Below are 26,249 nucleotides of genomic sequence, written 5' to 3' on the forward strand. Positions count from 1 at the left end.
CCCCGCCGACGCGGTTCAGGTCACGGGAGCCTCGACCGGGCCCGTGAAGTAGGGCTCGAAAAGCACCCGCTCGGCCTCGATCTCACCGGGGACGGTGATCGTCCCGGTCGCGCTCTGCCCGGGTTCCAGGGTCTGCACCCCGAGCTCGTTGGCGTCCATCGCGATCGCGTCGCCCGGAGTGTGCTCGACCCCCTCGGCGTCGACCAGGACGAAGTAGAGCGGGTTGACGTCCAGCGCCTCGGAACCCGAGTTGGTGACGGTCACCTCGACGCTGGTGAAGTCGCCCTCCACATACAGCGAGCTCGGTTCGAACTCGGTGGCGGAGGCGGTGAGCCCCGCCTCCGAGGGAGCGCCCTCCTCCGACGCTCCGCCCCCGGGCTCCTCGACGCCCGGGCCCTCTCCGCCGGACACCCTCTGGTCCGCCAGGACCAGGGCCACCGCCGCACAACCGCCCAGGGCGAGCAGGAGGACGAGCAGGACACCGCAGCCGATCCCGACGATCTTGCCCCACGGCGTGGGCCGGGAGGGCGGAGGCCCGTAGCCGCCCTGTCCGGGCGGCCCGTACCCGCCGGGTGGGCCGTAACCGACCGGCTCGTTCGGGTATCCGCCGTACCCGGGCGGATACCCCGCGTTCTCGGCACCGGCCTCGCCCGGACCGCTGGGCCCCTGCGAGTACTCCCCCGGTCCGGTCGGCCAGGAGCCGCCCTGTCCGGGGGGCTGCCCCGGCGGCGGACCGTGCGGGGCGCCCCCGCCCGGCGGGGGTGCCATCGGCGGCCCCGGAGCGGGTCCGGGGGGAGGCCAGCCGGACGAGGGCCAGCCGTACGGCTGTTCGCTCCGTGGCGGACCCCCGTGCGGCGGCGGGCCTCCGTGGAGCGCCCCGCCCGGGTACGGTCCGCCGGGAGGCGGCGCGTACGAGGGCTGGTCCGGCGCGGGGGTGCCGTAGCCGTGCTCCGCGCCCGAGGGGGTCCCGTGCGGGGGCTCCCCCGGCGGCTGCGGACCGCCCTCGGCCGGGTCCCCGGGGTCTCCCGGCCGCCACTCCTCCGGCGGGTGGTGGTTGACGGGGTCCCGGTCCGGCCGCTCCCCGGCGCCCTCGTCGGGCTCGCGATCACTCACCCACACCACCCCTTCGTCCGCCAGCGCGGCCCGCCGCGAATGGCGGTCCCCTCCAGAACCGCACCGTAACCGCGCGGAGGGCGCCCGAAGCCGAGCGCAACGGGCCTTTGCGATAAAGGTCAGGAAGTGTTTGCCCGCGTGCGCAGGGCCAGCGCGAACACCGGCACGGTGAACAGGGCGGCGAACAGGCTCAGGCCACCGAAACCGACCGTCGCGAGCACCATGCCGGACACCCCCGCGGCCGAGGCGGCGCCCAGGTTCATCGCCAGGTCGCCGACCCCCTGCGCGCGGGGGCGCACCCCGGCCGGCAGCGACTCCGCGAGCAGGGTGCTGGCGGAGACCAGGCCGAAGGACCAGCCGAGGCCGAGCAGCACCAGCCCGACCGTCACCTGGAGGGCGTGGTGCCCGGCCGTACCGGAGACGGCCGCCGCGACCAGCAGGAGCACCTGCCCGACGATCAGCGTGGGCACCCGGCCGACGCGGTCGGCCAGCCACCCCACGAGCGGCGACAGCCCGTACATTCCGGCGATGTGCAGGGAGATGGTCAGTCCGATCACGGTGAGCGCGGCCCCGTGGTGCGACAGGTGGACCGGCGTCATCGTCATGATCGCGACCATCACCGTGTGGCTGGCCACGACCCCGACCACCGCCAGCAGCGCTGCCGGGGTCCGACCGATCGCCCGCAGCGCGTCGGCCAGACCGACCCGCCCCTCGGGTTCGCGGCCCCGTTCCCGTTCGGCCCGCGCGGCCTCGGCGGTAGCGGTGAGCAGCGGGTCCGGGCGCAGCAGGACGGCGATCAGCACGGCGCCGCCCAGGAAGCCGGCGGTGGTGAGCAGTACCGGGCCCAGGAGGTCCGGCAACCCCAGACGGGCGGCCAGGCCTCCGGTCGGACCGACGAGGTTGGGGCCGACCACCGAACCCGCCGTGGTCGCCCACACCACCAGGGACAGGTCGCGGCCACGGGTGCGTTCGGTGGCCAGGTCCGCGGCCGCGTGCCGGGCCTGGAGGTTCGTGGCGGTCCCGGCACCGACCAGCAGCATGCCCAGGAGGAAGAGGGGAAAGGACTCCGCGAGTGCGGCGGCGATGACCACGGTCCCGCCCAGCGCTCCGAAGAACCAGCCCAGGGCCAGACCGGGACGCCGCCCGCTCCGGGACGCCAACGAGGCCAGGGGGAGCGCGAACACGGCCGCACCCAGGGTGATCATGGTCGTGGCCATCCCCGACCACGCGTCGGAACCGCTGAGGTCGAGGGCGATGAGCGCCCCGACAGCCAGCATGGCACCCATGCCGACACTCCCGACGACCTGGGCGAACACCAGGACCAGGACCGTGCGGCGCTGGAGGCGGGAGCGTCCCGTCTCGGTGAGGGGACGATCGTTCTGACTGGTTTCTGGGGACAAGGGGCGTTTTCTCCGATTCGTCCGGCTCGCGGATGCATCGTAGCCCCGTGCCCGGGACCGGGCCAGGTCCTGGGGTCGTCGAACCTCACGCTCCCGCGCGGCCGCGCCCGTAGCGCCACCTCAGGAAGTCGTGCTCGCGTTCGACGTAGCGCATCTCGGCGTAGAGCAGGTCGGGGTCGTCTGCGTGCACCACCACACCCCCGACGGGGATCACCGGCCAGGCGGCGAAGGCCCAGAAGCACCGGGTGTAGCACCCCCAGAGCACGACCCACGCGCCCTGCTTCTGCCACTCGATGTGCGCGGCGACCAGCCGCCGTTCCTCGTCCCGTTCGTCCATGGCGCCACTGGACATACCCGGGACCCGGAGGTCCGATCAGGCCGGAACCGGCCATCCGGCGGGGTTTTCGGCCCGCCGCACCGGTTCGTCACCCGCAGGGGGCCGACGCGGGCGCCCGTGCCGGGGCACGGGCGCGCCGACGCGGTGATCCGCCTCAGCGCCCCGCGACCTGGTCGCTGCCGGGGACCGGCTCGGCCGGGTCGTTGCCCAGGGCGACGATCCGGTTCCGCTCGTCCACGTGCACGACGTGCTGGACGTGGTCGGCGCGCTCGCGCTCGTCCACCTGCGCGTAGCCGATGATGATCACCAGGTCGCCGGGACTGACCAGTCGCGCGGCGGCACCGTTGATCCCGATCACCCCGCTGCCCCGCTCACCCACCAGGGCGTAGGTGACCAGGCGGGCGCCGTTGTCGATGTCGACGATGTGGACCTGCTCGCCGTCGACGATGTCGGCGGCGTCCATCAGGTCGGCGTCGATGGTGACCGATCCGACGTAGTGCAGGTCGGCCTGGGTGACCGTCGCCCGGTGGATCTTGCCGTTCATGAGGGTACGCAGCATGGCTGAAGCCTCGATTCAGGAGGTGTGGCGGACTACAGGCCCCCGTAGGGGTCCCGTGCACCTCCCATGATGGCGCCCCGTATGGCCCGTTTCGACCACCGGGGCACCACCGTGCCCGGTTCCGCCCCTAGGTCAGGGAGGAATAGGCCACCACACCGCGTCGGACGAGATCGGCCGCCTTGCGGGCGGTCCCGCGCACATGCGGGTCGACCGCGGCCCCCGCGATCTGGCTGAGCATGTCCGTGAGCATCTTCGCCGTGCGGACGAAGTCACCCGCGGTCATGTCCGACTGGCGCAGGATCGCGTCCAGCCGGTCGCCGCGCGCCCACCGGTGCGCGGTCCACACGAATCCCAGGTCGGGCTGGCGCAGGAACGACACCCGGTGGCGCGACTCGACCTCGTTGAGCTCGCCCCACAGCCGCGTCATCTCCGCCAGGGCCTCCTCCACCTTCCCCTCGGGCAGGCGCGGGTAGGCGTCGTCGCCGCGTCGCGCCTCGTAGACCAGCGCGGCGGCGCAGGAGGCCAACTCCACCGGGTTGAGGTCCTCCCACACCCCCCGGCGCAGGCACTCGGCGACCAGCAGGTCGAGCTCGGAGTAGATCTTGGCCAGCTTGCCGCCGTCCTCGGAGACGTCGTCGCCGGTCAGGTACTCCAGGTCCTCCAGCACCCCGCACACCCGGTCGAAGGTGCGGGAGATGACGTGCGAACGCCCCTCCACCCGACGCCGCAGCGCGTCGGTCTCCTTCTGGAGACGGAAGTACCGCTCCGCCCAACGGGCGTGGTCCTCGCGGTCGGAGCAGCCGTGGCAGGGGTGTTCCCTGAGGGCGGCGCGCAACCGGCGGACCTCAGAGTCCTCCTGTGCGCCCCGGTTTCCGCCCCGCTCGTAGGAGGGGTCGGTGCCCTCCTGCCTGAGCTTGTTGCGCAGGGTGGAGGCCAGGTCCTGGCGCGAACGCGGCGAGCGCGCGGAGAACGACTTGGGGATGCGCATCCGCCCCGAGGGGTGCACCGGCACCGGGAAGTCACTGGAATTGACCCGTTTGACCTGCTTGTCCACCGTGAGCACCAGGGGGGCGGGCAGGTCGTGCTTGAGTCCGGGGTCCAGGACCACGGCGTGCCCGGAGTAGCGACCGGCCGGAATACGGATGATGTCGCCCGGCCGGAGCCGCTCCAGGCTCTCCAACGCCTCGTCGCGCCGCTGCGCCGAACGGTTCCTGGCCAGCATCGCCTCACGGTCGCTCAGCGCCCTGCGCAGACCGGCGTACTCCATGAAGTCACCGAGGTGGCACTCGGCCGCCCTCGCGTACCCCTCCAGCGCCTCCTCGTGCTTACGGAGCTGCTTGACCAGACCCACCACCGCTCGGTCGGCCTGGAACTGCGCGAAGGAGGCCTCCAGCATGTTCCGGCTGCGCTGGCGGCCGACCTGGCCGACCAGGTTGACGGCCATGTTGTACGAGGGCTGGAAACTGGAGTTGAGCGGATAGGTGCGGGTACCGGCCAGGCTCGCCACCGACTCGGGGTCGGTCCCGGCCTGCCACACGACGACGGCGTGCCCCTCCACGTCGATGCCGCGCCGACCGGCGCGCCCGGTGAGCTGTGTGTACTCACCCGGAGTGAGCGAGGCGTGGGTCTCGCCGTTCCACTTGTCGAGCTTCTCGATCACGACCGTGCGCGCGGGCATGTTGATACCCAGGGCCAGCGTCTCCGTGGCGAAGACGGCCCGGATGAGCCCCTTGGAGAACAGGTGCTCGACGATCTCCTTGAAGGTGGGCAGCATCCCCGCGTGGTGGGCGGAGATGCCCGCCTCCAGCGCGCGCAGCCAGGAGTCGAAGCCCAGCACGGTCAGGTCGGCGCGCGGGATGTCCGCACAGCGCGACTCCGCGTACTCGCGGATGTAGGCGGCCTCCTCGGGAGTGGTGAGCTCCAGCCCGGAGGCCACGCACTGGCGGACGGCGTCGTCGCACCCGGCCCGGCTGAAGATGAAGGTGATCGCCGGGAGCAGACCCTCCGCGTCCAGCTCCTCGATGATCATCGGCCGCGAGGGCGGGGCGAAGCGCGTGCGCGGGCGCACGTTGCCCCGTGCCCGTGTCTGCGGGTGGCGACGGCGGTTGGCGAGCTGGGTGGTGCGGGCGTCGTCCTCCGCCGTACGGGTGAGCTGCGGGTTGATGAGCAGCTTGCGCCCGCCCACCTGGATCTCCCGCGGCCGCTGGTGCTGCGCCCGTCGGCGTTCGCGCCTGCGCCGGCCCCGGCCGCCGCCCTCCCCGTCGTCGCCCTCCTCCTCCGGACGCTCCTCCACGAACAGGTCGTGGATGCGCCGGCCCACCATGACGTGCTGCCACAGCGGGACCGGGCGCTTCTCGTCGACGATCACCGTGGTGTCGCCGCGCACCTGCTGGAGCCACTCGCCGAACTCCTCGGCGTTGCTGACGGTCGCGGAGAGGGCGACCATCCGCACCGACTCCGGGAGGTGGATGATCACCTCCTCCCAGACCGCGCCGCGGAACCGGTCGGCGAGGTAGTGCACCTCGTCCATGACCACGTAGGCCAGACCGCCCAGGGTGGACGAGCCCTCGTAGAGCATGTTGCGCAGCACCTCGGTGGTCATGACGACCACGGGTGCCTCACCGTTGACGCTGTTGTCACCGGTGAGGAGGCCGACCTGGTCGGCGCCGTAGCGCTTGACCAGGTCGTTGTACTTCTGGTTGGACAGGGCCTTGATCGGCGTGGTGTAGAAGCACTTGGTGCCCTCGTCGAGGGCCTGGTGCACGGCGAACTCGCCGACCACGGTCTTACCGGAACCGGTCGGAGCGGCGACCAGCACCCCGTGTCCGCTCTCCAGGGCCTTGCAGGCCCGGATCTGGAAGGGGTCGAACTCGAACCCGTACAGGCCCTGGAAGGCCTCGATCGCGGCGCTGGAGGCGCTCTGGCGCCTGCGGAAGGCGGCGTAACGCTCGGAGTGACTACTCATAGGACGTCCAGCCTATGAGGTCAGCTCCAACATCTCGACCGACTTCGGCACCACCTCGCACACCAGGGTCGGCGCCCCCGTGGGCTCCCCGTCCGCGTACGCGGTACCGGCCTCGCCGCGGATGGTGACCCGGCGTCCCCGCGCGAAGACCACCTCGTCCAATTCCAGGTGGCTGCCGTTGAAGACCCGGGGGAACAGGCGGAGGAAGCGGCCGAGCGGCCCCTGCCGCACGAAGACCACGTCGAGTAGCCCGTCGTCGGGGACGGCCTCGGCGCACACGTGCATCCCGCCGCCGTAGGCGCTGGTGTTACCGACCGCAACAAGCATCCCGGGCTCGGCGATCCGCCGGTCGTCGACGTCGATCCGGAAGTCGATGGGCCGGAAGGAACGGAGCTCGGCGACGAACCCGACGAGATAGCCGAACCGGCCCATCCCGAACCGGAAGTTGTTCACCCGTTCGTTGACCCGGGCGTCGAAACCGCAGGCCAGCACACTCATGTAGTACCGCTGGCGGCCGTCGGCGGTGGTCAGGCGGACGACGTCGCTGGCCCGTGTGCGCCCGGCCAGGATCGCCTCGGCCATTCTGTCGGGCGAACCCTTGGGGACGCCGAAGGCGCGGGCGACGTCGTTGCCGCTGCCCGCCGGGATGACGGCGAGGGGCACACCCGTGCCCACCACGCCCTGGAGAACCTGGTGTACCAGGCCGTCACCGCCCACCGCCACCAGGGCGTCGGGGCGGTCGGCCGCGGCCAACCTGGCCAGCCTGCGGCTGTCCGCGGCCGACCGTCCGGTGTAGACGTGAACGCGCGCGCCCCGCGCGCGCAGGGCCTCCTTGAGCCGCACGGCGATGACGGCGGCGCGGCCGCGGCCGGAGGCCGGGTTGGCCACAAGAGCGATATGAGGGGACATGGTCCGGTCCTCTGCTACCCACATCTGGGGACAAAAGGGTGTACGGGTCGGGTGAGGAACCCGCACACCCGCGCGCCCGGGTGTGGGTGAACCGCTCAGTCGTCCTCGGTCGTGGACTCCCGCTCGGATTCCTCACGTTGGCGGCGATGGTACTCCTCCATCGCCTCCGGTGTGTTCAGAGGGGAGGGAACCCACGTCGCCTCGACCTCGGTCTCGCCGCGCTGGATCGCGATCTCCTCCTCGGTGAGGTACTCCTCGGGGATGTCGAACTCACCGTCGCGGGCGCCCAGGACGAAGGCCTCCCACTCCTGGGGGGTGAAGAACAGGGTGCCCTTCTCCGGGGACTTGCCGTCGCGCACCGCACGGAAACCGTCGTCGAACTCGGCGACCTCCACGACCGCCTCGGACTCCTCCTTGGACAGGGAGGAGCGCAGCCACACCGCGTGGGTGGTGTCGTGCCACTTCTCGTTTCCCATGGCCTCGGGCGGCAGTTCCCTCTTGGTCTCTGTCTGCTCGCTCATCAGCACTTCCTAGTCCGGGAACCCGTTCGGGGCGGGCTCCGTGGTGTCTCAGCGGTGAGAGGGGGCGGCACCGGGCGGCGGTCGGGCGGACCGGCCCGCAGGTGGCCCACGGTCTCCCCCGCCGACCCTAACGCGTCGGCGGTTCGCTCAGGAACGCCGGCCCGAACCACCGTCGGAGTCGGTGTCCTCCAGGGGGAGGGGCGTGTGATCCAGTTCGGAGGGCTGGTCGTCGAGCTCGGAGATCTCGTCGTCGTCCAGCGTGCTCGTGGGGTCGCGGCGCTTCTTGCGGCGATCGTTGAAGAAGCAGAACACCTCGGCGATCTCGAACAGGATCACGAGGGGCACGGCCAGGGCGAGCATCGAGATCGGCTCGGCCGGGGTGATGACGGCGGCCACCAGGAAGGCGGAGAAGATGATCACCCGGCGCCACTTGGCGATGGCCTCGTGGGAGAGGATGCCCACGATGTTGAGCAGGACCACCAGCAGCGGCATGACGAAGCCCAGGCCGAACATGCTCATCATGATGAGCATGTAGCTGAGGTACTCGCCGATGGTCAGATAGGGGTCCGCGTCGTCGGGCAGGAACCCGAAGAGCATCTGGAGCGCCAGCGCGGTGATCGAGTACGCCAGGGCCGCTCCGGCGACGAAGAGGACGCCGGCCAGCGGGGCGAAGATGTACGCGTACTTCTTCTCACCGCTGTGCAGCGCCGGGGCGACGAAGGCCCACAGCTGGTAGAGCCAGAGCGGGGCGGTGACCAGGGCTCCGACGAAGATCCAGACCTTGAAGGCCACGAAGAAGGCGTCGAAGGGGCCCGTGACGATGAGGGAACAGCCGCCGCCGTCGACCACCTGGGAGGCGGGCAGCGAACAGTAGGGCTTGGTCAGGAAGTCCCAGATCTGGTCGTAGAAGACGAAGCCGACCACGGCTCCCAGGCACAGGATGAGGAGCACCTTGGCCAACCTGTTGCGCAGTTCGCGCAGGTGGTCCATGAGGGGCATCCGGGCGTCCGGGTTCGCCGAGCGGCTTCGGGGCCTCATCTCGCGGTCACTCTCTTCTCCTTGGGCCCGCTGCGGGGCGGGCGCTCCCCGCTGGCGACAGCCGACCGGCGCGGCACCTCGCCGGTGCCACGCCGGTCCGCCGGGACGGTCTAGTTGTTGTAGGTCTGGTTGGTCGGCTCACCGGACTCGTTGACGATGCGCTGACCGGGGGGCAGCTGCGGGTAGCCCTGCTGCTGCGCCTGCTGGTTCTGCGACGACGTGTTCTGCGGAGCCTGCTGCTGGGCCTGCTGACCCTGCTGGCCCTGCTGGCCCTCGCTCTCGTTGGCGTCGTCGTCGACCAGGCCCTTGCTCTCGGCCTTGAGGATGCGCGCGCTGCGCCCCAGGGAACGGGCCAGGTCCGGAAGCTTCTTGGCTCCGAACAGCAGGATGGCCAGGATCACCAGGATGGCGATGGTAGGTCCGTTGAACGGTCCCATGGTTCTACCTCTCTGTGGGGCGCGACCAGGCGCCTCTGATGGTACGCGCGTTCGTCCGCGGGGCCGTCATGTCCCAGCACCGCCACGGCGGACGCGCTCACGCAGGTCAGCGCGGCTCGCCTGGTACCCGCCCGCCGCCCGTGTCACCTCGGCGGACAGCGCGGAGGCCGCTCGGCGCACCCTCAGCGCGAGGGCGCCGGCGGCGAGGACTCCTGCGCAGAACACACCGCAGAGGACAGCGAAGGCGATCACGGATTCACCATACTCCTTCCTCCGTGACCCGCACCCCACCCCCCGGTGAACAGGTCGGCGTCACTCGGGCGACGAAGTGGTCTCGACCAATCCGACCGGGTTTCGAGCGGTGCGGTAGTGGCCCAGGGCGCGTTCGGCCTCGGTGCGTACGTCCTTGGCCAGGACCGTCGGAGACACCACCCGCCCCTCCCGCCCCAGGGAGAGCGCCAACCGGGTCACCCACGCCGGGGCCGGGGTACGCAGGGTCGCCCGGGCACCGCCTCCGGGCAGTTCGGTCACCGACTCGCACACGTAGTCCTCGGTGACCCAGCGCGCGGACGGCTCCAGTGCCAGCGTCACCAGCGCGTCGCGCTCGGAGCGCTGGAGGACCCCGGCGGACAGGTCGCGGCGCGAGACACCCTCGGGCACCTGGGCGGCGAAGGGCAGCACGGCCAGTTCCAGGACCCGGTCCAGACGGAACAGCCGCACGTCCTCGCGCAGGTGGCAGTAGCCCTCCAGGAAGGTCTGGCCGTCCTGGACCACCAGGCCCATGGGGTCCACGTCGCGTTCGGTGACCTGGTCCAGGTACCCCGACAGGTAGCGCAGGTGCAGGCGCTGTCCGCCGTTGAGGGCCTCCGCGCAGGTGCGCTGGGTCCGGGCCACCTGGTCGTCCACCTCGACCCGCACCTGTACGGCGTCGGCCAGGTCGCTCACGGCCGACCCCGCGGCCGTGCGCAGCTTCTCCCCCACGCGCCGCAGCGCCCCGCCCTCGACCCCCTGGGCCTCGGGGAGCGCCTCCAGCAGGGACAGGCCCACCACCAGGCTCGCGGCCTCGTCGGCGGTCAGCCGCAGCGGCTGGGCCAGGGTGTCGGCGTTGGCGATGATGATCTCGCCGGTCTCACGAGCCGCGTCCAGGTCCACGTCGATCAGGTCGCCGGGGGTGTACCCGGGCAGGCCGCACATCCAGAGCAGGCTCAGGTCCGAGACCACCTGCTTCTCGCTGAGCCCGAAGTGCCGGGCGACCTCGGGCACCCGTACGTCGCGCCCGAGCGCGTAGGGGACCAGCATGAGGAGCCTGCGCAGCTGGTCGGCCGAGCGCGGACCCCGCGCCGGAGCGTCCGCGCCCGGCGCGTCCTCGACGTCTCCGGCCTCCTCCGCCGCGACCGATCCCTCGACCACTCCCGCCAGGTGGTCCGCCATCGCGGCACGCACCTGTTCGGGCTCGACCACCACCGCGCGAGACCCGTGCGACGCCACCCTCCGCACCAGCGCCGACGTGCTGGTGAAGGGCAGGGTGAGGGTGTCCCAACCGTCTCCGGTGCTGTCCCGCTCACCCGGGACCACGCGCAACGCGAGCCTGCGCAGGTCGTGGGCAGAGTCGGTGCGCACCCGCAGGACGGCGGTGCGCTCGGGGACGGCGCTCTGCCGGGAGACCACCGACCGCAGGTCCACCCCCTCGGGGACGACCACGTCCGGGCCGGTCCGCAGCACGGTGACCCCGCCCCGCATCCGGCCCAGCCGGAACACCCGGCGGGCGTCGCGCAGCCGGTCGTGGCCGACCAGGTACCAGTGCCCGCGCAGGTTGACGATGCCCCACGGCTCGACCTCGCGCCGCTGGACCGCGCTCTCACCGGGCTTGCGGTAGTCGAACGCGATGGGACGGCGGTCCCGGATCGCCTGCCACACCGGCCCGAAGGCGGGCTCGTCGGTGCGCATCGCCGGGGTCAGTCCCGGAGCGGCCTCGGTGTCGACCGGCACCCCGGCCGAGCGCAGCTTGAACAGGGCGTTGGCGGCCGCCTCCCCGAGGGAGGCGTGCCTCCAGGCCCGGGCCGCCAGGCCCAGCACGACCGCCTCGTCCGGCAGGAGTTCGATCTCGGGCAGCTCGTAGTCGGAGCGGGAGATCCGGTAGCCCTCCTCCCCGCTGAAGGCGTCCCCGGTACCGACCTGGACGGGGATACCGCTGTCGCGCAGCTCCCGCTTGTCCCGCTCGAACATGCGCTTGAAGGCCGACTCGGTCTCGGCCTCGGCGTAGCCCTGGACCGTCGCCCGGATCTCCTGGGCGGTCAGGTGGCGTCGGGTGGACAGCAGGCAGATGACCAGGTTCAGCTGCCGTTCGGTCTTCCTGCGCGACATCGTCCGTACTCCTCTTGCCCGCTGTTGCCCGCTGTGGTGGACCGGGCGGGGCCGCGAGGGCGCGTCCTCCCACCTTCGGTTCAGGTCCGACGGTACCGTGCCCAGCATGATCCGGTGGCGCCGCGGCGAAGTCGTAGAGATCCTGCCCTCCTGGCCCGGTGTCCGCGTGTGCGCGGTCTCCGTGCCCGCTCGCGGAGCACCGCCCGAGCAGGCCGTGACCTGCTCCGCCCTGGCGTACACGGACCTCGTGGGAGCACCTGAGGTGGGCGACGCGGTCCTGCTCAACACCGGCGCCCTGGACCTGGGACTGGGCACGGGAGGGTACGCCCTCGTGGTCGCGGTGCCCGACCGGTTGCCCTCCGACCGGGAGGGGCCCGGGCACCTGGTGAAGGCACGGTACACACCGCTCCAGGCGACCGTGCTCGGCGCGGACGAGCAGGGGTCGCCCCACCACGCGGCGCTGCGCGCGGCCGAGGGGGTCGACGGTATGCCGGTGGTCGTGGCCGACCTGCACTCCGCGCTGCCCGCCGTCCTGGCGGGGGTACGCGTCGAGCGGCCCGGGACGCGGGTGGTCAACGTCATGCTGGACGGCGGCGCGCTGCCCGCCGCGTTCTCCCGGGTCGTGGGGGCTTTGCGTGAGGACGGCCTGCTCAGCGGGTGTGTGACCACGGGACAGTCCTTCGGCGGCGACCTGGAGGCGGTCACCGTCCACTCCGGGCTGTTGGCCGCCCGGCACGTCCTGGACGCGGAGATCGCGGTGGTGTGCCAGGGGCCGGGCAACCTGGGCACCGGCACCCCGTGGGGCTTCTCCGGTGTCTCCTGCGGTGAGGCGGTCAACGCCGCGGCCGTCCTGGACGGGCGGCCGGTGGCGAGCCTGAGGGTCAGCGAGGCCGACTCCCGGGAACGGCACCGCGGGGTGTCCCACCACAGTCTGACCGCCTACGGACGGGTGGCGCTGGCCCCGGCGGACGTGGTGGTACCCCGGCTTCCGGGCTTCTTCGGGGAACGCGTCCGCGACCAGGCCTGGCCTCTCGGAGAGCGGCACACCCTGGTGGAGGTGTCGGTGTCCGGCCTGGAGGACGAGGTGCGCGCGCTCCCGGTCAAGGTGTCCACGATGGGGCGCGGGCTGGACGAGGACCGGTCGGCGTTCCTGAGCGCGGCCGCCGCCGGGCGCCACGCCGCGACGCTCATCGACGGTTGAGACCGCGCGGCGCGTCCGGGCCGACCGGGTGGTCGGCGTCGTGGTCCCCGGTGTACTGGGCCGCGAGGAGGGGGCGTTCGGCCCCCGGGAGCGGCGTGCGGCGGGTGATGGCCATCATGTGTTCGCTGGGCACGTCGAAGAAGCGACCGGGGCGGAACATGGCCAGGGAGGCCGGATCGGCGCGCACCCCCTCGTCCACCCGGATGACGTCGGGCACGAAGACGCTTCCGTCCCCGCAGGTCACCCCCCACTGACGACCGGGACCGGCGGACACGACCTGTCCCGGGTGCCCGCCCTCGACCTCGTGGGAGAGGCGCCCGCCGCACAGGGTGATGCGCGCGCCGCCGAACATCGCGAACGCGCCGGGGTAGGGGGAGGCCAGGGCGCGCACCATGCGGTCCACGTCCCGGCCCGCCGCCGCGAGGTCCAGGTGGCCGTCGCTGGGACGGCGCCGGGGCCACTCCGAGCCGTGGCCCCTCTGCGGCTGTCGCGGAGCGCGCCCCTCCAGGAGGGCCCCGAGGTGGCGCACGAGCAGCTCCGCCTGGAGTGTCGCGGCACGCTCGTACAGGTCGGTGGCGGTGGCGTCCTCGGCCACGTCGAACCGGATACGGTCGACGATGTCGCCGCTGAAGGCGTCCCGGTCCAGGTGGAGGAGGGTGACAGCGCTGGAGCGCATGTCGCGCAGGATGGTCCAGGGGATCGGCGCGCGCCCCCGGCCGACCGGCAGCGGTGAGGGATGCAGACCCACCCCGCCCAGCGGAAGGGAGGCCAGCACCTCCTCGTGGACCAGCTGGGACCAGCCCGCCACCACCATCAGGTCGACGCGGTGGGCGACCAGGGCGTCACGGACCTCGTCGGTGTTGATGTCGGCGGCCCTCAGGTGGGGCAGCCCGTGGCGGCGGGTGACCTCCTCGAAGTCCGCGTACCCGCAGCGGTGCGCCAGCTCCGCCGGGTAGGAGACCACCAGGTCCGGCGGGCGCCCCTGGGCGCAGAGCTCCTCCAGCGCCGGGACCCCCAGGCGTAGTCCCGACACGTAGCAGTACCGCCGCTGGTCCGGCATGGTTCCCCCTCGACCCGCCCCGCCGTGCGCAACCGACTCTACGCACGCCGACCGCGCCTTCCCGGCAGCACGGACCCGTTCTGCGTGTCACCGGACCGGTCCGACGCCGCCCTCCTCGCGCGGATCGGCGGCCGTGGACACGCCGCCGCCCCCGCGGCTCCGGGAGCGCGGGGGCGGCGGTGCGAGCTGATCCGGGGGCTACTCCTCGGACTCCTCGGGTTCCTCGGCGACCTCGTCGCCGCCGGCCCCCTCCTCGGACTCCTCGGTCTCCTCCGGCTCGGGCGGCGGCGGGTTGTCGTAGGCGCCCAGCACGTCGACCACGAACACCAGGGTCCCCGCGGGGGCGCCCATCGCCTCCTCGGAGGTCGCGCCGTAGGCCATGTCCCCGGGAACGACCAGCATCAGGCGGCTGCCGACCCGCTGGCCGACGATGCCCTCGTCCCAGCCCTTGATGACCGCTCCGGCACCGATCGTGGTGTCGAAGGGGATGCCGCCCTGGGTCCAGGAGGAGTCGAAGACCTCGTGGTCGCCGTTCTCCTCGGGCTCCCAGCGCATGCCCGTGTACTGGACGATGATCTGCTGGCCCTCCTCGACCTCGGCGCCCTCGCCCTCGATGAGGGGGACGACGTCGAGCTCGTCCGGGGCGTCCGCGCCGGGGATCTCGATCTCGGGCTGGCGGTGACCGTCCTGCGTCACCGTGGGCAGGTCGCCGCCGCCGTCCTCGGTCTGCTCACCGGGCACGACCGCGCCCTTGCTGAACCGGTCGACCATGTCGATGACCAGGACACTGGCGCCCTCGGGGGCGGTCTGACCCATGGCCTCGGCCTGGGCCATCTCCTCGGCGGACAGCGCCGGGAAGACGTAGACGGCGCGGCTGCCGATGGGCTGGCTGACCAGCGTCTCGGTGATGTACTCGGGCATCTGGTCCATGCGGATCAGGTCCGGAGCGCCGTTCTCGTAGCTGGACTGCCCCTCGACCGGCTCGCCCTCACCGGGTGCCGTCCACTGGTACTGGACGACGTTGGCGATGACCAGGTCGTCCGCACCGACCAGGGCGTCCTCGCCGGACCCCTTGCTCACGACACCGGAGATCTCCTCGTCCGGGGGCTCGATGTCGGGGAAGGTGATCTCCGGTTCCTCGCCGACGTCACCGGTGACCTGCGGCAGGCGGGAGTCGAGCGTGTCGTCGTTCATGCGGAGGAAGGCGGGGGTACGCCAGTCCTCCGGGATCGATGAGCAGCTGGAGACCGCCAGGGCGATGGCGGTCAGTGGCACCGCGAGGGCGGCAGCACGTCGGTGCATGGGTCACAACCTCTGATTTCCGGCTCAGGACAGGGTCACACTACCGAACAGTCGGAGTTCGGCCAGCCCCTGGGAGCATCCGGTTCCGGATTTCGGTTGACGCGAACGCGGTGTGGACCGGCACCGTAAGCGGGACCCCTGGTCGCGGTGGGGCCACGGCCCCGGGGGGACCGTCACCGGCCATCCCCGGGGCCGCGGCCGCCGACCGGCTCACATCCCGGCGATCAGCTTCTCGACCCGCTCGTCCACGGACTTGAAGGGGTCCTTGCACAGCACGGTGCGCTGCGCCTGGTCGTTGAGCTTGAGGTGCACCCAGTCCACGGTGAAGTCGCGACGCTGTTCCTGGGCCCGCCGGATGAACTCGCCGCGTAGCCGCGCGCGGGTGGTCTGCGGAGGCACCGACTTCGACTCGAAGATCTTCAGGTCGCCCACCACCCGGTCCATCTGTCCGCGCTTTTGCATCAGGTAGAACAGGCCGCGTTCACGGTGGATGTCGTGATAGGTGAGGTCGAGCTGGGCCACCCGGGGGGAGGAGAGGGTGAGGTCGTGCTTGTCCCGGTAGCGTTCCAGGAGCATGTACTTGGCCACCCAGTCGATCTCGCGCTGGACCGTCTCCAGGTTCTGGGTCTCCACCGCCTCCAGGGTGCGCTGCCACAGGTCCAGCACGCGCTTGCCCACGGCGTCGGTCCCGTGCCGGTCCACGTAGCCCTGTACCTTCTCCAGGTACTCGCGCTGGATCTCCAGGGCGCTGGCCTCGCGCCCGTTGGCCAGGCGCACCTTGCGGCGGCCGGTCATGTCGTGGCTGACCTCGCGGATCGCCCGGATCGGGTTCTCCAGGGTGTAGTCGCGCATGACCACCCCGGCCTCGATCATCCGCAGGACGAGGTCGGTGGAGCCCAGCTTGAGCAGGGTGGTGGTCTCGCTCATGTTGGAGTCGCCCACGATCACGTGCAGACGCCGGAACCGCTCGGCGTCCGCGTGGGGCTCGTCCCGGGTGTTGATGATGGGGCGGGAGCGCGTGGTCGCGGAGGAGACGCCCTCCCATATGTGCTCGGCCCGCTGGCTCACGCAGAACAGCGCGCCCCGGGGCGTCTGGAGCACCTTGCCCGCACCGCAGACGATCTGCCGGGTGACCAGGAAGGGGATGAGCACGTCGGCCAGACGGCCGAACTCTCCGTGCCGACCGACCAGGTAGTTCTCGTGGCAGCCGTAGGAGTTGCCCGCCGAGTCGGTGTTGTTCTTGAACAGGTAGATGTCCCCGGCGATGCCCTCCTCGTGGAGGCGCTGCTCGGCGTCGACCTGCAAGCCCTCCAGGATGCGCTCGCCCGCCTTGTCGTGCGCCACGAGGTCCACGAGACTGTCGCACTCGGGGGTGGCGTACTCGGGGTGGCTGCCCACGTCCAGGTACAGGCGGGCCCCGTTGCGCAGGAACACGTTGCTGCTGCGCCCCCACGAGACCACCCTGCGGAAGAGGTACCGGGCGACCTCGTCCGGTGACAGGCGGCGCTGCCCCCGGAAGGTGCACGTGACCCCGTACTCGTTCTCCAGCCCGAAGATCCGTCGTTCCACGCGGCCTCACCAACTTCCCGTCACCGTGGTGTGGACGACGGGGCCGCGTCGCCCACCACCAGCCCGGCCGGTGCGGCGCCCGGACGGCGCCGCACCGTAGTGCTGTCAGATCACTCGTCGGTCCCGTCCCCGGCGGCGCCGCGCTTGCCCTCCTCGATGAGGGCGGTCAGGCGGTCGCCGTGGATACGGCGGAACTTGCGGTGCTCCCGGGAGCGCTCCAGCACGGCGACCTCCAGGTTGGCGGCCTCCAGCTCACGCTCCTCCCCGTTGTCGTGGGCCAGGGCGCGGGTGGCCGCGTTCAGCGCCGCGCTGAGCGGGGCGTCGGCGGCGAACCTGTCCTTGAGCTGGCTGGACACGTGCTCGGAGGAGCCGCCCACCGCGACGAAGCCCTGCTCGTCGACGATGGAGCCGTCGAAGGTGATGCGGTAGATCTCGTCCTCGGCCGCCGTGTCGCCGACCTCGGCGACCACGATCTCCACCTCCCAGGGCTTGAGGCTCTCGCTGAAGACGGTGCCCAGGGTCTGGGCGTAGATGTTGGCGAGCTGGCGGCCGCTGACGTCGCGGCGGTCGAACTGGTACCCGCGCACGTCCGCGAAGCGCACGCCCATCAGGCGCAGGTTCTCGAACTCTGGGTAGCGGCCGACGGCGGCGAAGCCGATCCGGTCGTACAGCTCGCTGATCTTGTGCAGGGTGCGGGACATGTTGTCCGCCACCAGCAGGATTCCGCCCTCGTACTGCAGGACGACGGCGCTGCGGCCGCGCGCGATGCCCTTGCGCGCGTAGTCCGCCTTGTCCTTCATCTGCTGTTCGGGGGCGACGTAGAACGGCATCGACACCGCGGATCGTTCCTTACCTAGTCGGGAGAGGTCTGGGGTGGAGGCTCGGGTCGCCTCAGCTCAGCCGTGCCTTGGGACCGTCGGGCTCGGCGGCACGGCCCTCGACGACCTCCGTCGCCAGCCGGGCGACCTCGTCGGAGCCGACACGCCGGTGTCCGTCCTCGGTGATGACGTCGACGAGGGGGAAGATCCTGCGGTGCAGGTCGGGTCCGCCGGTGGCGGAGTCGTCGTCGGCGGCGTCGTAGAGCGCCTCCAGCGCCACCTTGACCGCCGTGGTCTCGTCCATGTCGTCCCGGTAGAGCTTCTTGACGGAGCCCTTGGCGTAGACCGATCCGGAGCCGACCGAGTAGTAGCGGTGTTCCTCGTAGCGACCGCCCACGGCGTCGTAACTGAACACCCGTCCCTGCCGAGTGTTCTCGTCGAACCCGACCAGGAGCGGAACCACGACGAAGCCCTGCATGGCCATGCCGAGGTTGCCGCGTACCATCTGGGCGAGCTTGTTCGCCTTGCCCTCCAGGGAGAGGGAGCGGCCCTCCAGCTTCTCGTAGTGTTCGAGTTCCACCTGGTACAGCTTGGCGAGCTCGATGCCGATGCCCGCCGAACCGGCGATGGCCACCGCGGAGAACTCGTCCGTCCGGTAGAGCTTGTCCATGTCACGGTTGGCGATGACGTTGCCCTGCGTGGCGCGCCGGTCGCCCGCGAGCAGGACACCGCCGGGGAAGGTCAGCGCGACGATGGTCGTCGCGTCCGGGGTGAGGTGCTCGGCCGTGCCGTGGGCCCCGGCCGAACCGGCGTGGTGGCCGGGCAGCAGCTCGGGCTTGACCTCCCGAAGAAACTCGGTGAAGGACGAGGTCCCCGCACTCATGAAAGCGGCCGACATCCGTCCGCCCTCGAAACCTTCGAACACGCGACTCCCTCCGCTCGCGCCCCACCCCGTCTCGGGGGCGGGTGGGGCGCCTGTCGTCTGTCTGTCGTTCCTGGCGGCCGGGCTGGTACCGGCCGGTGGGACCGACACTAGTCCCGCGCGCCCCGGGGCCGTCGCCGCCCGAGTGCGCTGTCAGCGAACCCCGGGGTCACTGACCGCCCTTCTGCACGAACTGGCGCACGAAGTCCTCGGCGTTGCTCTCCAGCACGTCGTCGATCTCGTCCAGGATGTCGTCGACGTCCTCGTCGAGCTGCTCGTTGCGCTCCTGCGCCTCCGGTGCCGCCTCGGTCTCCTCGACCTCCTCGTCACGCCGGGTGGAGTGCTTCTGGCCGCCGTTGTCATTCGCCATCTGTCATTACCTCCCGTTCGGGGCCCTCGCCCTTATCTTGGCCCAACGGCCCCCGACTCAACCGTCTTCCACAGGCCCGATACCCGCTAGTTACCTCGGATCGTCCCGTCGGATCGGTGCGGCGCGGGCACGAGGAGCGCCCGCGCTCCGGGCGTGTCCACGCGAAGGGGGACGAAGTCCCGCGAAGCACCGGGTGACGCTGCGTCGCACCCTCCCCCACCCCTTCCGTTCGCCATGCGCACACACATTCGAGTGCCAAACGACCTTCGCGCCACTCCCCCATCCTGACCACGGGGTGTACGCGTACGTCACCCCGCCGTCACTGTTGGCACCCGGTTCCCGTGTCCGCATCCGGCCAGGCGAACTCCTTGATGTACTCGCGAGTATGTGATCCGCGCACGGTGCGTCATCGAAGACGGTGGTCAGAGCGGTCCCACGCCAACACGCGACCCCATGCCCTCCGATGACCGGATCACCCGTGGACTCCCGCCCGGGCGAGGAAATCCCTGACCGGGCTTCCGCCGCCGAAGGCGTTCACCTATGGTGTGGGTCCGTTCACCGAGCGTCTCGGTGCACGGTGGAGACCCTCGGCAGATCCGAGGCTCCCCGGGGCCGGTCCCCTCGGGGAACCGCCCCCGCCCCCACCCTCACCCCCACCCCAAGGAGTACACGCACCATGCGACCCTCCCCCGTCGTCTCAGCGATCGGCACGGGAGCGCTGGCCTTCGGGCTCGCGTTCTCGGTCGCGCCCGGCGCCTCAGCCGTGACCGCGCCCACCGAGCCCTCGCCCCAGGGCGAGGCGACCACCATGCAGGAAGCCCTGGAAAGGGATCTCGGCCTCACCCCGCTCGAGGCCGAGGACCTTCTCGACGCACAGACGGAGGCCACACAGATCGACACCGCGGCCGCCGAGGCCGCCGGAGACGCCTACGCCGGCTCGGTCTTCGACACCGACACCCTGGAGCTGACCGTCCTGTTGACGGACGGCGCCGCGGTGACGGCCGTCGAGGAGACCGGCGCCCGGACCTCGCTGGTCTCCCTCGGCACCGAGGGCCTGGCCGCGATCATGGACGAGCTCGACGCCGCGGGCGGCCAGCCCGGCGTCGTCGGCTGGTACCCCGACAGCGCCGAGGACGCCGTGGTCATCGAGGCCACCGAGGCCTCGCACGCCGAACGGCTCGTCGAGTCCGCGGGCGTGGACCCCTCCGCCGTCCGTGTGGAGAGCGCCGATGAGACCCCCGAGCTGTACGCCGACATCGTCGGCGGCGACGCCTACCACATGGGCGGCGGGCGGTGCTCGGTCGGCTTCGCCGTCACCGACTCCTCCGGCAGTGACGGCTTCGTGACGGCCGGACACTGCGGAACGGTCGGCACCACCGCCTCCAGCGCGGACGGCGGCGGCTCCGGTGTGTTCGAGCAGTCGGTCTTCCCGGGCGACGACGCGGCCTTCGTCCGCGCCACGTCCAACTGGACCGTGACCAACCTGGTGAACACGTACGGAACGGGCAGTGACCAGACCGTCGGCGGCTCCAGCCAGGCGCCGGTCGGTTCCGCCGTGTGCCGGTCGGGCTCCACCACGGGCTGGCACTGCGGGAGCATCGAGGCCCGCGGCCAGTCGGTGAGCTACCCCGAGGGCACCGTCACCGACATGACGCGTACCAACGTGTGCGCCGAGCCCGGCGACTCCGGCGGTGCGTTCATCTCCGGCGACCAGGCCCAGGGCATGACCTCGGGCGGTTCCGGGAACTGCTCCTCCGGCGGAACCACCTTCTACCAGGAGGTCGGACCGGCACTGAGCAGCTGGAACCTCAGCCTCGTCACCGGTTAGCCCACGCGCGGGGCCCGTCGGACCCCGCCCGAGCGCCCTCGTCCGCCACCCGGCGGGCGGGGGCGCTCCGCGTTCCCTACACCCCCGAGAGGCCGGACGCGACCGTTCCGCCCCCGGACCGCACCCAGCCACCCGCCATTCGCACGCCCGGGCGCTGTGCGCACGGACCTGTCGCCGCGAGCGAAGCCATGACCACCGGTGTTACGCCTGCGTGTCCGAGCGGCCACGTTTGGTACGGGGTACCGGTGTCCGCATGTGGCCAAAATGCCCCTCTTGCGGCAAGCGCACGAATTCGGTCGGTAGCGCATCGACTCCGACAACCACGAGGTGGCCGCCGACACCGCCACGTTCTGCGACCGCCAGGTGACCGGTCATCCGGTGACCCGACACCGATCTGAATGCTGCACCCTTCTGGCGGTCTTTCCCTCACCAAAACGTGCACCTATGGTTAGGCGTTGTTTACCGAATGTCTCGGTGAACGCCTGGGGTCGGCACGAGTTCGACCCCGATCCCCCGTCAATCCCCCCAGGAGAGTAGGGACCTCATGCGACCCTCCCCCGTCGTCTCCGCCATCGGAACGGGAGCCCTGGCCTTCGGCCTGGTGCTGTCCGCGACTCCGGGCGCCATCGCCGGCACCGCCTCGCTCCCCCAGTCACCCACCCCGGAGGCCGACGCCGTCTCCATGCAGGAGGCGCTCCAGCGCGACCTCGGCCTGACCCCGCTCGAGGCCGACGAACTGCTGACCGCCCAGGACCAGGCCTTCGAGGTCGACGAGGCCGCGGCCGAGGCCGCCGGAGACGCCTACGGCGGCTCCGTCTTCGACACCGAGTCGCTCGAACTGACCGTTCTGGTCACCGACCCGTCCGCCGTCGACGCCGTGGAGGCCACCGGTGCGGAGGCCGAGCTGGTCTCCTACGGCATCGAGGGCCTCGACGCGATCGTCGAGGAGCTCAACGCCGCCGACGCCGTGCCCGGTGTGGTCGGCTGGTACCCGGACGTGGCGAGCGACACCGTCGTCCTGGAGGTCCTGGAGGGTTCCGGCGCCGACGTGGACGGCCTGCTCGCCGACGCCGGTGTGGACGCCTCGGCCGTGGAGGTCACCAGCAGCGAACAGCCCGAGCTCTACGCCCAGATCATCGGCGGTCTGGCCTACACCATGGGCGGCCGCTGCTCGGTCGGCTTCGCCGCCACCAACGCCTCGGGCCAGCCCGGGTTCGTCACCGCCGGCCACTGCGGCCGCGTGGGCACCCAGGTGACCATCGGTGACGGTCGGGGCGTCTTCGAGCAGTCCGTCTTCCCGGGCAACGACGCCGCCTTCGTGCGCGGTACGTCCAACTTCACGCTGACCAACCTGGTCAGCCGCTACAACACCGGTGGCTACGCCACCGTCACCGGGCACAGCCAGGCACCGATCGGCTCCTCCGTCTGCCGCTCCGGCTCCACCACCGGTTGGCACTGCGGCACCATCCAGGCCCGCGGCCAGTCGGTGAGCTACCCCGAGGGCACCGTCACCAACATGACCCGGACCACCGTGTGCGCCGAGCCCGGCGACTCCGGCGGCTCCTACATCTCCGGCACCCAGGCCCAGGGCGTGACCTCCGGCGGTTCCGGCAACTGCCGCACCGGCGGGACCACCTTCTACCAGGAGGTCACCCCCATGGTGAACTCCTGGGGCGTGCGGCTCCGGACCAGCTAGTCCGGGCTGCCCCCGCGGCACCTGACCCGGTTCCCCGAACCGGTCGCTCCACCGGCGTCCCCGTCCGCGTCCAGCGGGCGGGGACGCTCGCGTGCGGCCCCCGAGCCCGCAGGCCGCCACGGGGACCGGACGGTGGGCCGCTCCCGGAAGGGGACACACGGACCACCGTCCACCGAGGTCAGCCCCTGCGGTTGCCCCCCAGGACGGCCACCAGGTCGGCGGCGGTCGGCGAGGCGTCCAGCAGCCCGCCCACGTGCTCCCTGGTCCCTCGGCTCGGCTCCAGGGTCGGCACGCGCTGGAGCGAGTCGTACCCCGGGAGGTCGAAGATGACCGAGTCCCAGGAGGCGGCGGCCACCTCGTCCGCGTACTTGGCCAGACAACGCCCCCGGAAGTAGGCACGGGTGTCCTCGGGCGGTTCGGTGACCGCCCGGACCACGTCCGCCTCCTCCACCAGACGCCGCATCCGGCCGCGCGCGGCCAGCCTGTTGTAGATGCCCTTGTCCTCACGGACGTCGGAGTACTGCAGGTCCACCAGCTGCAGCCGGGGGTGGGACCAGTCCAGCGCGTCCCGGGAGCGGTAGCCCTCCAGGACCTTGAGCTTGGCGACCCAGTCCAGTTCGGCCGCCAGGTCCATCGGGTCGGCGGCCAGCCGTGACAGGACCGACTCCCAGCGGTCGAGGACGTCGGCCGTGTCGGGGTCCACGTCGGTGCCGAAGCGGTCCTCGACGTACTTGCGGGCCTGGTCCAGGTACTCGCCCTGGAGCTCCAGCGCCGTCATCCGGCGCCCGTCGCGCAACCGCACCCTGTGGGTCAGCCCCGGGTCGTGGGAGACCGCGCGCAGGTCGGCCACCGAGGTCTCCAGGGACAGGTCCGCGCTGAGGAAGCCGTCCTCGATCATCGACAGCACCAGCGCGGTGGTCCCCAGCTTCAGGTAGGTGGAGACCTCGCTCATGTTGGCGTCACCGATGATGACGTGCAGGCGCCGGTACTGGTCCGGGTCGGCGTGCGGCTCGTCACGGGTGTTGATGATGGGGCGCTTCAGGGTGGTCTCCAGGCCCACCTCGACCTCGAAGAAGTCCGCCCGCTGGGAGATCTGGAAGCCGCTGCCCCGGCCGTCCGCGCCGATCCCCACCTTGCCCGCACCGCAGACCACCTGCCGGGAGACGAAGAACGGGATGAGGTGCCGGACGATGTCGCCGAAGGGCGTCGACCGGTTCATCAGGTAGTTCTCGTGGCAGCCGTAGGAGGCGCCCTTGTTGTCGGTGTTGTTCTTGTACAGCTGGATCGGCTCGATGCCCGGGGTGGCGGCGGCACGGGCGGCCGCGTCGGCCATCACCCGTTCGCCCGCCTTGTCCCACAGCACCGCGTCCCGGGGGTTGGTGACCTCGGGCGCCGAGTACTCGGGGTGCGCGTGGTCCACGTAGAGCCGCGCACCGTTGGTGAGGATGACGTTGGCCAGGCCCAGGTCCTCGTCGGTCAGCTGGGTGGGGTCGGCGACCTCACGGGCCAGGTCGAACCCGCGGGCGTCGCGCAGCGGGTTCTCCTCCTCGAAGTCCCAGCGCGCCCTCCTGGCCCGGGCCGCCGACGCGGCCAGGTAGGCGTTGACCACCTGGGTGGAGGTGACCATCGCGTTGGCTCCGGGGTTTCCCGGCACGGAGATCCCGTATTCGGTCTCGATACCCATAATCCGCCGCACACTCATGATGAGAGGTTATCCGCCGCGGACCTGTCTTGAACGCTTCCGCGCCAATTGTGGCCTAAGCGCCGTCTTCCCGGGCGTTTCCGAGAGCCCATCATCGGCGTGTCGCCGCAGTTCGTAGTGGTTTATCCAGTTTCTCCCGAAAGGGAAACGGGAACCGATCCGCACGACCCCCGCCCCGGTTCCATTGCGCTCCCCCGAGCCGCAGCGGCACCGGGGGCCGTGGGTCATCACCGTGTCGACACGGGCGGCGGTTCGTCCGGACGGCGGGAGGGGCCGACCAGTGTCCTGGTCGGCCCCTCGAACGCTTCTCGCGCGGCGTTCCTACAGGTACTGCCCGGTGTTGGCGACGGTGTCGATGGACCGACCGGCGTCGGCCCCCTTCTTCCCGGTCACGAGCGTCCGGATGTAGACGATGCGTTCGCCCTTCTTGCCCGAGATCCGGGCCCAGTCGTCCGGGTTGGTGGTGTTGGGCAGGTCCTCGTTCTCGCTGAACTCGTCCACGCACGCCTGGAGCAGGTGGGAGACGCGCAGACCCCGGGACTGCTGGTCGATGAAGTCCTTGATCGCCATCTTCTTGGCCCGGGAGACGATGTTCTCGATCATCGCGCCGGAGTTGAAGTCCTTGAAGTACAGGACCTCCTTGTCACCGTTGGCGTAGGTGACCTCCAGGAAGCGGTTCTCCTCGCCCTCGGTGTACATCCGCTCCACGACCCGCTGGATCATGGCGTCCACCGTGGCCCGCGCGGAACCGCCGTGCTCGGCCAGGTCCTCCTCGTGCAACGGGAGTTCCTCGGTGACGTACTTGCCGAAGATGTCCCGCGCGCCCTCGGCGTCGGGCCGCTCGACCTTGATCTTGACGTCCAGACGACCGGGCCGCAGGATCGCCGGGTCGATCATGTCCTCACGGTTGGAGGCGCCGATGACGATGACGTTCTCCAGGCCCTCCACACCGTCGATCTCGCTGAGCATCTGCGGGACGATGGTGTTCTCCACGTCGGAGGAGACCCCCGAGCCGCGGACACGGAAGATCGAGTCCATCTCGTCGAAGAACACGATGACGGGGGTGCCCTCGGAGGCCTTCTCCCGAGCGCGCTGGAAGACCAGGCGGATGTGCCGCTCGGTCTCGCCCACGTACTTGTTGAGCAGTTCCGGACCCTTGATGTTGAGGAAGAAGCTCTTGCCGACGTCCCTGCCCGTGCGCTCGGCCACCCGCTTGGCCAGCGAGTTGGCGACCGCCTTGGCGATCAGCGTCTTGCCGCACCCGGGCGGGCCGTACAGCAGTACGCCCTTGGGCGGGGTGAGCTGGTGCTCGCGGAAGAGGTCCTTGTGGAGGAAGGGCAGTTCGACCGCGTCGCGGATCATCTCGATCTGGCCGGACAGTCCGCCGATGTCGGTGTAGGAGATGTCGGGGACCTCCTCCAGGATGAGCTCCTCCACCTCGGACTTGGGAATGCGCTCGTACACGTACCCGGAACGCGGCTCCATCAGCAGCGAGTCACCGGGACGGACGGGCTCGTCGCGCAGCGGCTCCGCCAGGCGGACGATCCTCTCGTCGTCGTGGTGCGAGATCACCAGGGCGCGCTCGCCGTCCTCGAGGAGCTCCTTGAGCATGACGACCTCGCCGACCGTCTCGAACGACTCCACCTCGACGACGTTGAACGCCTCGTTGAGCATGACCTCCTGGCCCGGACGCAGGTTGTCCAGGTCCACGGAGGGACTGACGTTGACCCGCATCTTGCGGCCGTTGGTGAAGATCTCGACCGTGTCGTCCTCACGCGCACCGAGGTAGACACCGAAGCCGGACGGCGGCTGCGAGAGCCGGTCGACCTCCTCCTTGAGCGCGACGATCTGTTCGCGCGCCTCCTTCAACGTGGAGACGAGCCGTTCGTTCTGCCCGTTGGCGCCCGCGAGGTTGGCCTGGGCCTCCCGCAGGCGCTCCTCCAGCAGACGTACATGTCGGGGTGAGTCGGCGAGCTTGCGCCGGACCACGCTGAGTTCCTTCTCCATGTAGGCCACCTGGGCCGTGAGCTCAGCGACTTCTTGGTCCCGATCGCCCTGGCGCTCGTCCTCGCGTTCGGCCACGTCCGCCACCTCCCTGTAGGAACTACTCGGAAACCTACCTACCCATGCCCAATTCC

At 71.1% G+C, this 26,249-nt stretch carries 22 protein-coding genes; 3 read left to right on the plus strand and 19 right to left on the minus strand.

What is annotated here, in order from left to right:
• Positions 1–15 precede the first annotated feature (15 nt).
• The 11 genes from ABZ635_RS12615 to ABZ635_RS12665 all read right to left on the minus strand — a co-directional run bounded on the left by ABZ635_RS12615 (position 16) and on the right by ABZ635_RS12665 (position 11,643).
• Complete coding sequence (locus ABZ635_RS12615; protein WP_357763256.1) at positions 16–1,113, minus strand: DUF4352 domain-containing protein; 1,098 nt, start codon at positions 1,111–1,113, stop codon at positions 16–18.
• Positions 1,114–1,232: 119 nt separating this feature from the next.
• Positions 1,233–2,513, minus strand: coding sequence for an MFS transporter (locus ABZ635_RS12620; RefSeq protein ID WP_357763259.1), 1,281 nt, complete (start codon positions 2,511–2,513; stop codon positions 1,233–1,235).
• A gap of 85 nt (positions 2,514–2,598) precedes the next feature.
• Positions 2,599–2,850, minus strand: coding sequence for a hypothetical protein (locus tag ABZ635_RS12625; protein WP_357763262.1), 252 nt, complete (start codon positions 2,848–2,850; stop codon positions 2,599–2,601).
• Between the two features lie 154 nt (positions 2,851–3,004).
• Complete coding sequence (panD, locus tag ABZ635_RS12630; protein WP_357763263.1) at positions 3,005–3,409, minus strand: aspartate 1-decarboxylase; 405 nt, start codon at positions 3,407–3,409, stop codon at positions 3,005–3,007.
• A 127-nt stretch (positions 3,410–3,536) separates the two neighbouring features.
• Positions 3,537–6,374: a DEAD/DEAH box helicase gene (locus ABZ635_RS12635; protein WP_357763266.1), complete on the minus strand. Its 2,838-nt coding sequence runs from the start codon at positions 6,372–6,374 to the stop codon at positions 3,537–3,539.
• 12 nt (positions 6,375–6,386) lie between these two features.
• On the minus strand, positions 6,387–7,283 hold the full coding sequence (locus ABZ635_RS12640) for a YegS/Rv2252/BmrU family lipid kinase (protein ID WP_357763269.1): 897 nt from the start codon (positions 7,281–7,283) through the stop codon (positions 6,387–6,389).
• A 95-nt stretch (positions 7,284–7,378) separates the two neighbouring features.
• Entirely contained in the window at positions 7,379–7,804 is a 426-nt protein-coding gene (locus tag ABZ635_RS12645; RefSeq protein WP_357763273.1) for a DUF397 domain-containing protein, read from the minus strand.
• A gap of 147 nt (positions 7,805–7,951) precedes the next feature.
• Positions 7,952–8,803 carry a twin-arginine translocase subunit TatC gene (tatC, locus tag ABZ635_RS12650; protein WP_357763445.1) on the minus strand — a complete coding sequence of 284 codons (852 nt, stop codon included), beginning with the start codon at positions 8,801–8,803 and terminating at the stop codon, positions 7,952–7,954.
• Between the two features lie 149 nt (positions 8,804–8,952).
• The gene (tatA, locus tag ABZ635_RS12655; RefSeq protein ID WP_357763275.1) at positions 8,953–9,279 is read right to left on the minus strand and encodes a Sec-independent protein translocase subunit TatA; all 327 of its coding nucleotides are present in this window, start codon (positions 9,277–9,279) and stop codon (positions 8,953–8,955) included.
• Between the two features lie 66 nt (positions 9,280–9,345).
• A complete protein-coding gene (locus tag ABZ635_RS12660) occupies positions 9,346–9,531 on the minus strand; it encodes a hypothetical protein (RefSeq protein ID WP_357763278.1) in 186 nt (61 codons plus the stop codon).
• A gap of 60 nt (positions 9,532–9,591) precedes the next feature.
• Positions 9,592–11,643 carry a WYL domain-containing protein gene (locus tag ABZ635_RS12665; RefSeq protein ID WP_357763281.1) on the minus strand — a complete coding sequence of 684 codons (2,052 nt, stop codon included), beginning with the start codon at positions 11,641–11,643 and terminating at the stop codon, positions 9,592–9,594.
• Between the two features lie 106 nt (positions 11,644–11,749).
• Here ABZ635_RS12665 and ABZ635_RS12670 point away from each other — a divergent pair, with 106 nt between their 5' ends.
• Entirely contained in the window at positions 11,750–12,844 is a 1,095-nt protein-coding gene (locus tag ABZ635_RS12670) for a DUF3866 family protein (RefSeq protein ID WP_357763284.1), read from the plus strand.
• Here ABZ635_RS12670 and ABZ635_RS12675 read toward each other — a convergent pair.
• The 6 genes from ABZ635_RS12675 to ABZ635_RS12700 all read right to left on the minus strand — a co-directional run bounded on the left by ABZ635_RS12675 (position 12,831) and on the right by ABZ635_RS12700 (position 18,885).
• A complete protein-coding gene (locus tag ABZ635_RS12675; protein ID WP_357763286.1) occupies positions 12,831–13,904 on the minus strand; it encodes a formyltransferase family protein in 1,074 nt (357 codons plus the stop codon). The two genes, ABZ635_RS12670 and ABZ635_RS12675, sit on opposite strands and share 14 nt — an antisense overlap.
• A gap of 198 nt (positions 13,905–14,102) precedes the next feature.
• On the minus strand, positions 14,103–15,206 hold the full coding sequence (locus ABZ635_RS12680) for an FKBP-type peptidyl-prolyl cis-trans isomerase (RefSeq protein WP_357763289.1): 1,104 nt from the start codon (positions 15,204–15,206) through the stop codon (positions 14,103–14,105).
• A 210-nt stretch (positions 15,207–15,416) separates the two neighbouring features.
• Positions 15,417–16,775 carry a Pup--protein ligase gene (gene pafA, locus ABZ635_RS12685; protein WP_357763292.1) on the minus strand — a complete coding sequence of 453 codons (1,359 nt, stop codon included), beginning with the start codon at positions 16,773–16,775 and terminating at the stop codon, positions 15,417–15,419.
• A 110-nt stretch (positions 16,776–16,885) separates the two neighbouring features.
• Positions 16,886–17,611 carry a proteasome subunit alpha gene (gene prcA, locus ABZ635_RS12690; RefSeq protein ID WP_357763295.1) on the minus strand — a complete coding sequence of 242 codons (726 nt, stop codon included), beginning with the start codon at positions 17,609–17,611 and terminating at the stop codon, positions 16,886–16,888.
• Positions 17,612–17,666: 55 nt separating this feature from the next.
• On the minus strand, positions 17,667–18,518 hold the full coding sequence (gene prcB / locus ABZ635_RS12695) for a proteasome subunit beta (RefSeq protein WP_357763298.1): 852 nt from the start codon (positions 18,516–18,518) through the stop codon (positions 17,667–17,669).
• Positions 18,519–18,684: 166 nt separating this feature from the next.
• Positions 18,685–18,885 carry a ubiquitin-like protein Pup gene (locus ABZ635_RS12700; RefSeq protein ID WP_357763301.1) on the minus strand — a complete coding sequence of 67 codons (201 nt, stop codon included), beginning with the start codon at positions 18,883–18,885 and terminating at the stop codon, positions 18,685–18,687.
• A 676-nt stretch (positions 18,886–19,561) separates the two neighbouring features.
• Between ABZ635_RS12700 and ABZ635_RS12705 the strand changes: the two genes are divergently transcribed.
• Positions 19,562–20,713 carry a S1 family peptidase gene (locus ABZ635_RS12705; protein WP_357763304.1) on the plus strand — a complete coding sequence of 384 codons (1,152 nt, stop codon included), beginning with the start codon at positions 19,562–19,564 and terminating at the stop codon, positions 20,711–20,713.
• A 544-nt stretch (positions 20,714–21,257) separates the two neighbouring features.
• Positions 21,258–22,409: a S1 family peptidase gene (locus tag ABZ635_RS12710; protein WP_357763307.1), complete on the plus strand. Its 1,152-nt coding sequence runs from the start codon at positions 21,258–21,260 to the stop codon at positions 22,407–22,409.
• A gap of 178 nt (positions 22,410–22,587) precedes the next feature.
• Here ABZ635_RS12710 and dop read toward each other — a convergent pair whose 3' ends face one another.
• Together dop and arc are read right to left on the minus strand one after the other, a co-directional pair.
• Positions 22,588–24,111, minus strand: a complete 1,524-nt coding sequence (gene dop, locus ABZ635_RS12715; RefSeq protein ID WP_357763310.1) for a depupylase/deamidase Dop — start codon at positions 24,109–24,111, stop codon at positions 22,588–22,590.
• 321 nt (positions 24,112–24,432) lie between these two features.
• The gene (gene arc / locus ABZ635_RS12720) at positions 24,433–26,202 is read right to left on the minus strand and encodes a proteasome ATPase (RefSeq protein WP_357763313.1); all 1,770 of its coding nucleotides are present in this window, start codon (positions 26,200–26,202) and stop codon (positions 24,433–24,435) included.
• Positions 26,203–26,249: the final 47 nt, after the last annotated feature.

It is taken from the genome of Nocardiopsis sp. NPDC007018 (assembly GCF_040635075.1).
In the GTDB taxonomy this organism is placed as follows: domain Bacteria; phylum Actinomycetota; class Actinomycetes; order Streptosporangiales; family Streptosporangiaceae; genus Nocardiopsis.

Coding starts and splice junctions, on each gene's coding strand:
- ABZ635_RS12700 (WP_357763301.1), bottom strand. CDS start 18,885: ATGGCGAATGACAACGGCGGCCAGAAGCACTCCACCCGGCGTGACGAG.
- ABZ635_RS12710 (WP_357763307.1), top strand. CDS start 21,258: ATGCGACCCTCCCCCGTCGTCTCCGCCATCGGAACGGGAGCCCTGGCC.
- ABZ635_RS12635 (WP_357763266.1), bottom strand. CDS start 6,374: ATGAGTAGTCACTCCGAGCGTTACGCCGCCTTCCGCAGGCGCCAGAGC.
- ABZ635_RS12705 (WP_357763304.1), top strand. CDS start 19,562: ATGCGACCCTCCCCCGTCGTCTCAGCGATCGGCACGGGAGCGCTGGCC.
- ABZ635_RS12680 (WP_357763289.1), bottom strand. CDS start 15,206: ATGCACCGACGTGCTGCCGCCCTCGCGGTGCCACTGACCGCCATCGCC.
- dop (WP_357763310.1), bottom strand. CDS start 24,111: ATGAGTGTGCGGCGGATTATGGGTATCGAGACCGAATACGGGATCTCC.
- tatC (WP_357763445.1), bottom strand. CDS start 8,803: ATGCCCCTCATGGACCACCTGCGCGAACTGCGCAACAGGTTGGCCAAG.
- ABZ635_RS12645 (WP_357763273.1), bottom strand. CDS start 7,804: ATGAGCGAGCAGACAGAGACCAAGAGGGAACTGCCGCCCGAGGCCATG.
- ABZ635_RS12665 (WP_357763281.1), bottom strand. CDS start 11,643: ATGTCGCGCAGGAAGACCGAACGGCAGCTGAACCTGGTCATCTGCCTG.
- panD (WP_357763263.1), bottom strand. CDS start 3,409: ATGCTGCGTACCCTCATGAACGGCAAGATCCACCGGGCGACGGTCACC.
- ABZ635_RS12670 (WP_357763284.1), top strand. CDS start 11,750: ATGATCCGGTGGCGCCGCGGCGAAGTCGTAGAGATCCTGCCCTCCTGG.
- ABZ635_RS12625 (WP_357763262.1), bottom strand. CDS start 2,850: ATGGACGAACGGGACGAGGAACGGCGGCTGGTCGCCGCGCACATCGAG.
- ABZ635_RS12640 (WP_357763269.1), bottom strand. CDS start 7,283: ATGTCCCCTCATATCGCTCTTGTGGCCAACCCGGCCTCCGGCCGCGGC.
- ABZ635_RS12675 (WP_357763286.1), bottom strand. CDS start 13,904: ATGCCGGACCAGCGGCGGTACTGCTACGTGTCGGGACTACGCCTGGGG.
- tatA (WP_357763275.1), bottom strand. CDS start 9,279: ATGGGACCGTTCAACGGACCTACCATCGCCATCCTGGTGATCCTGGCC.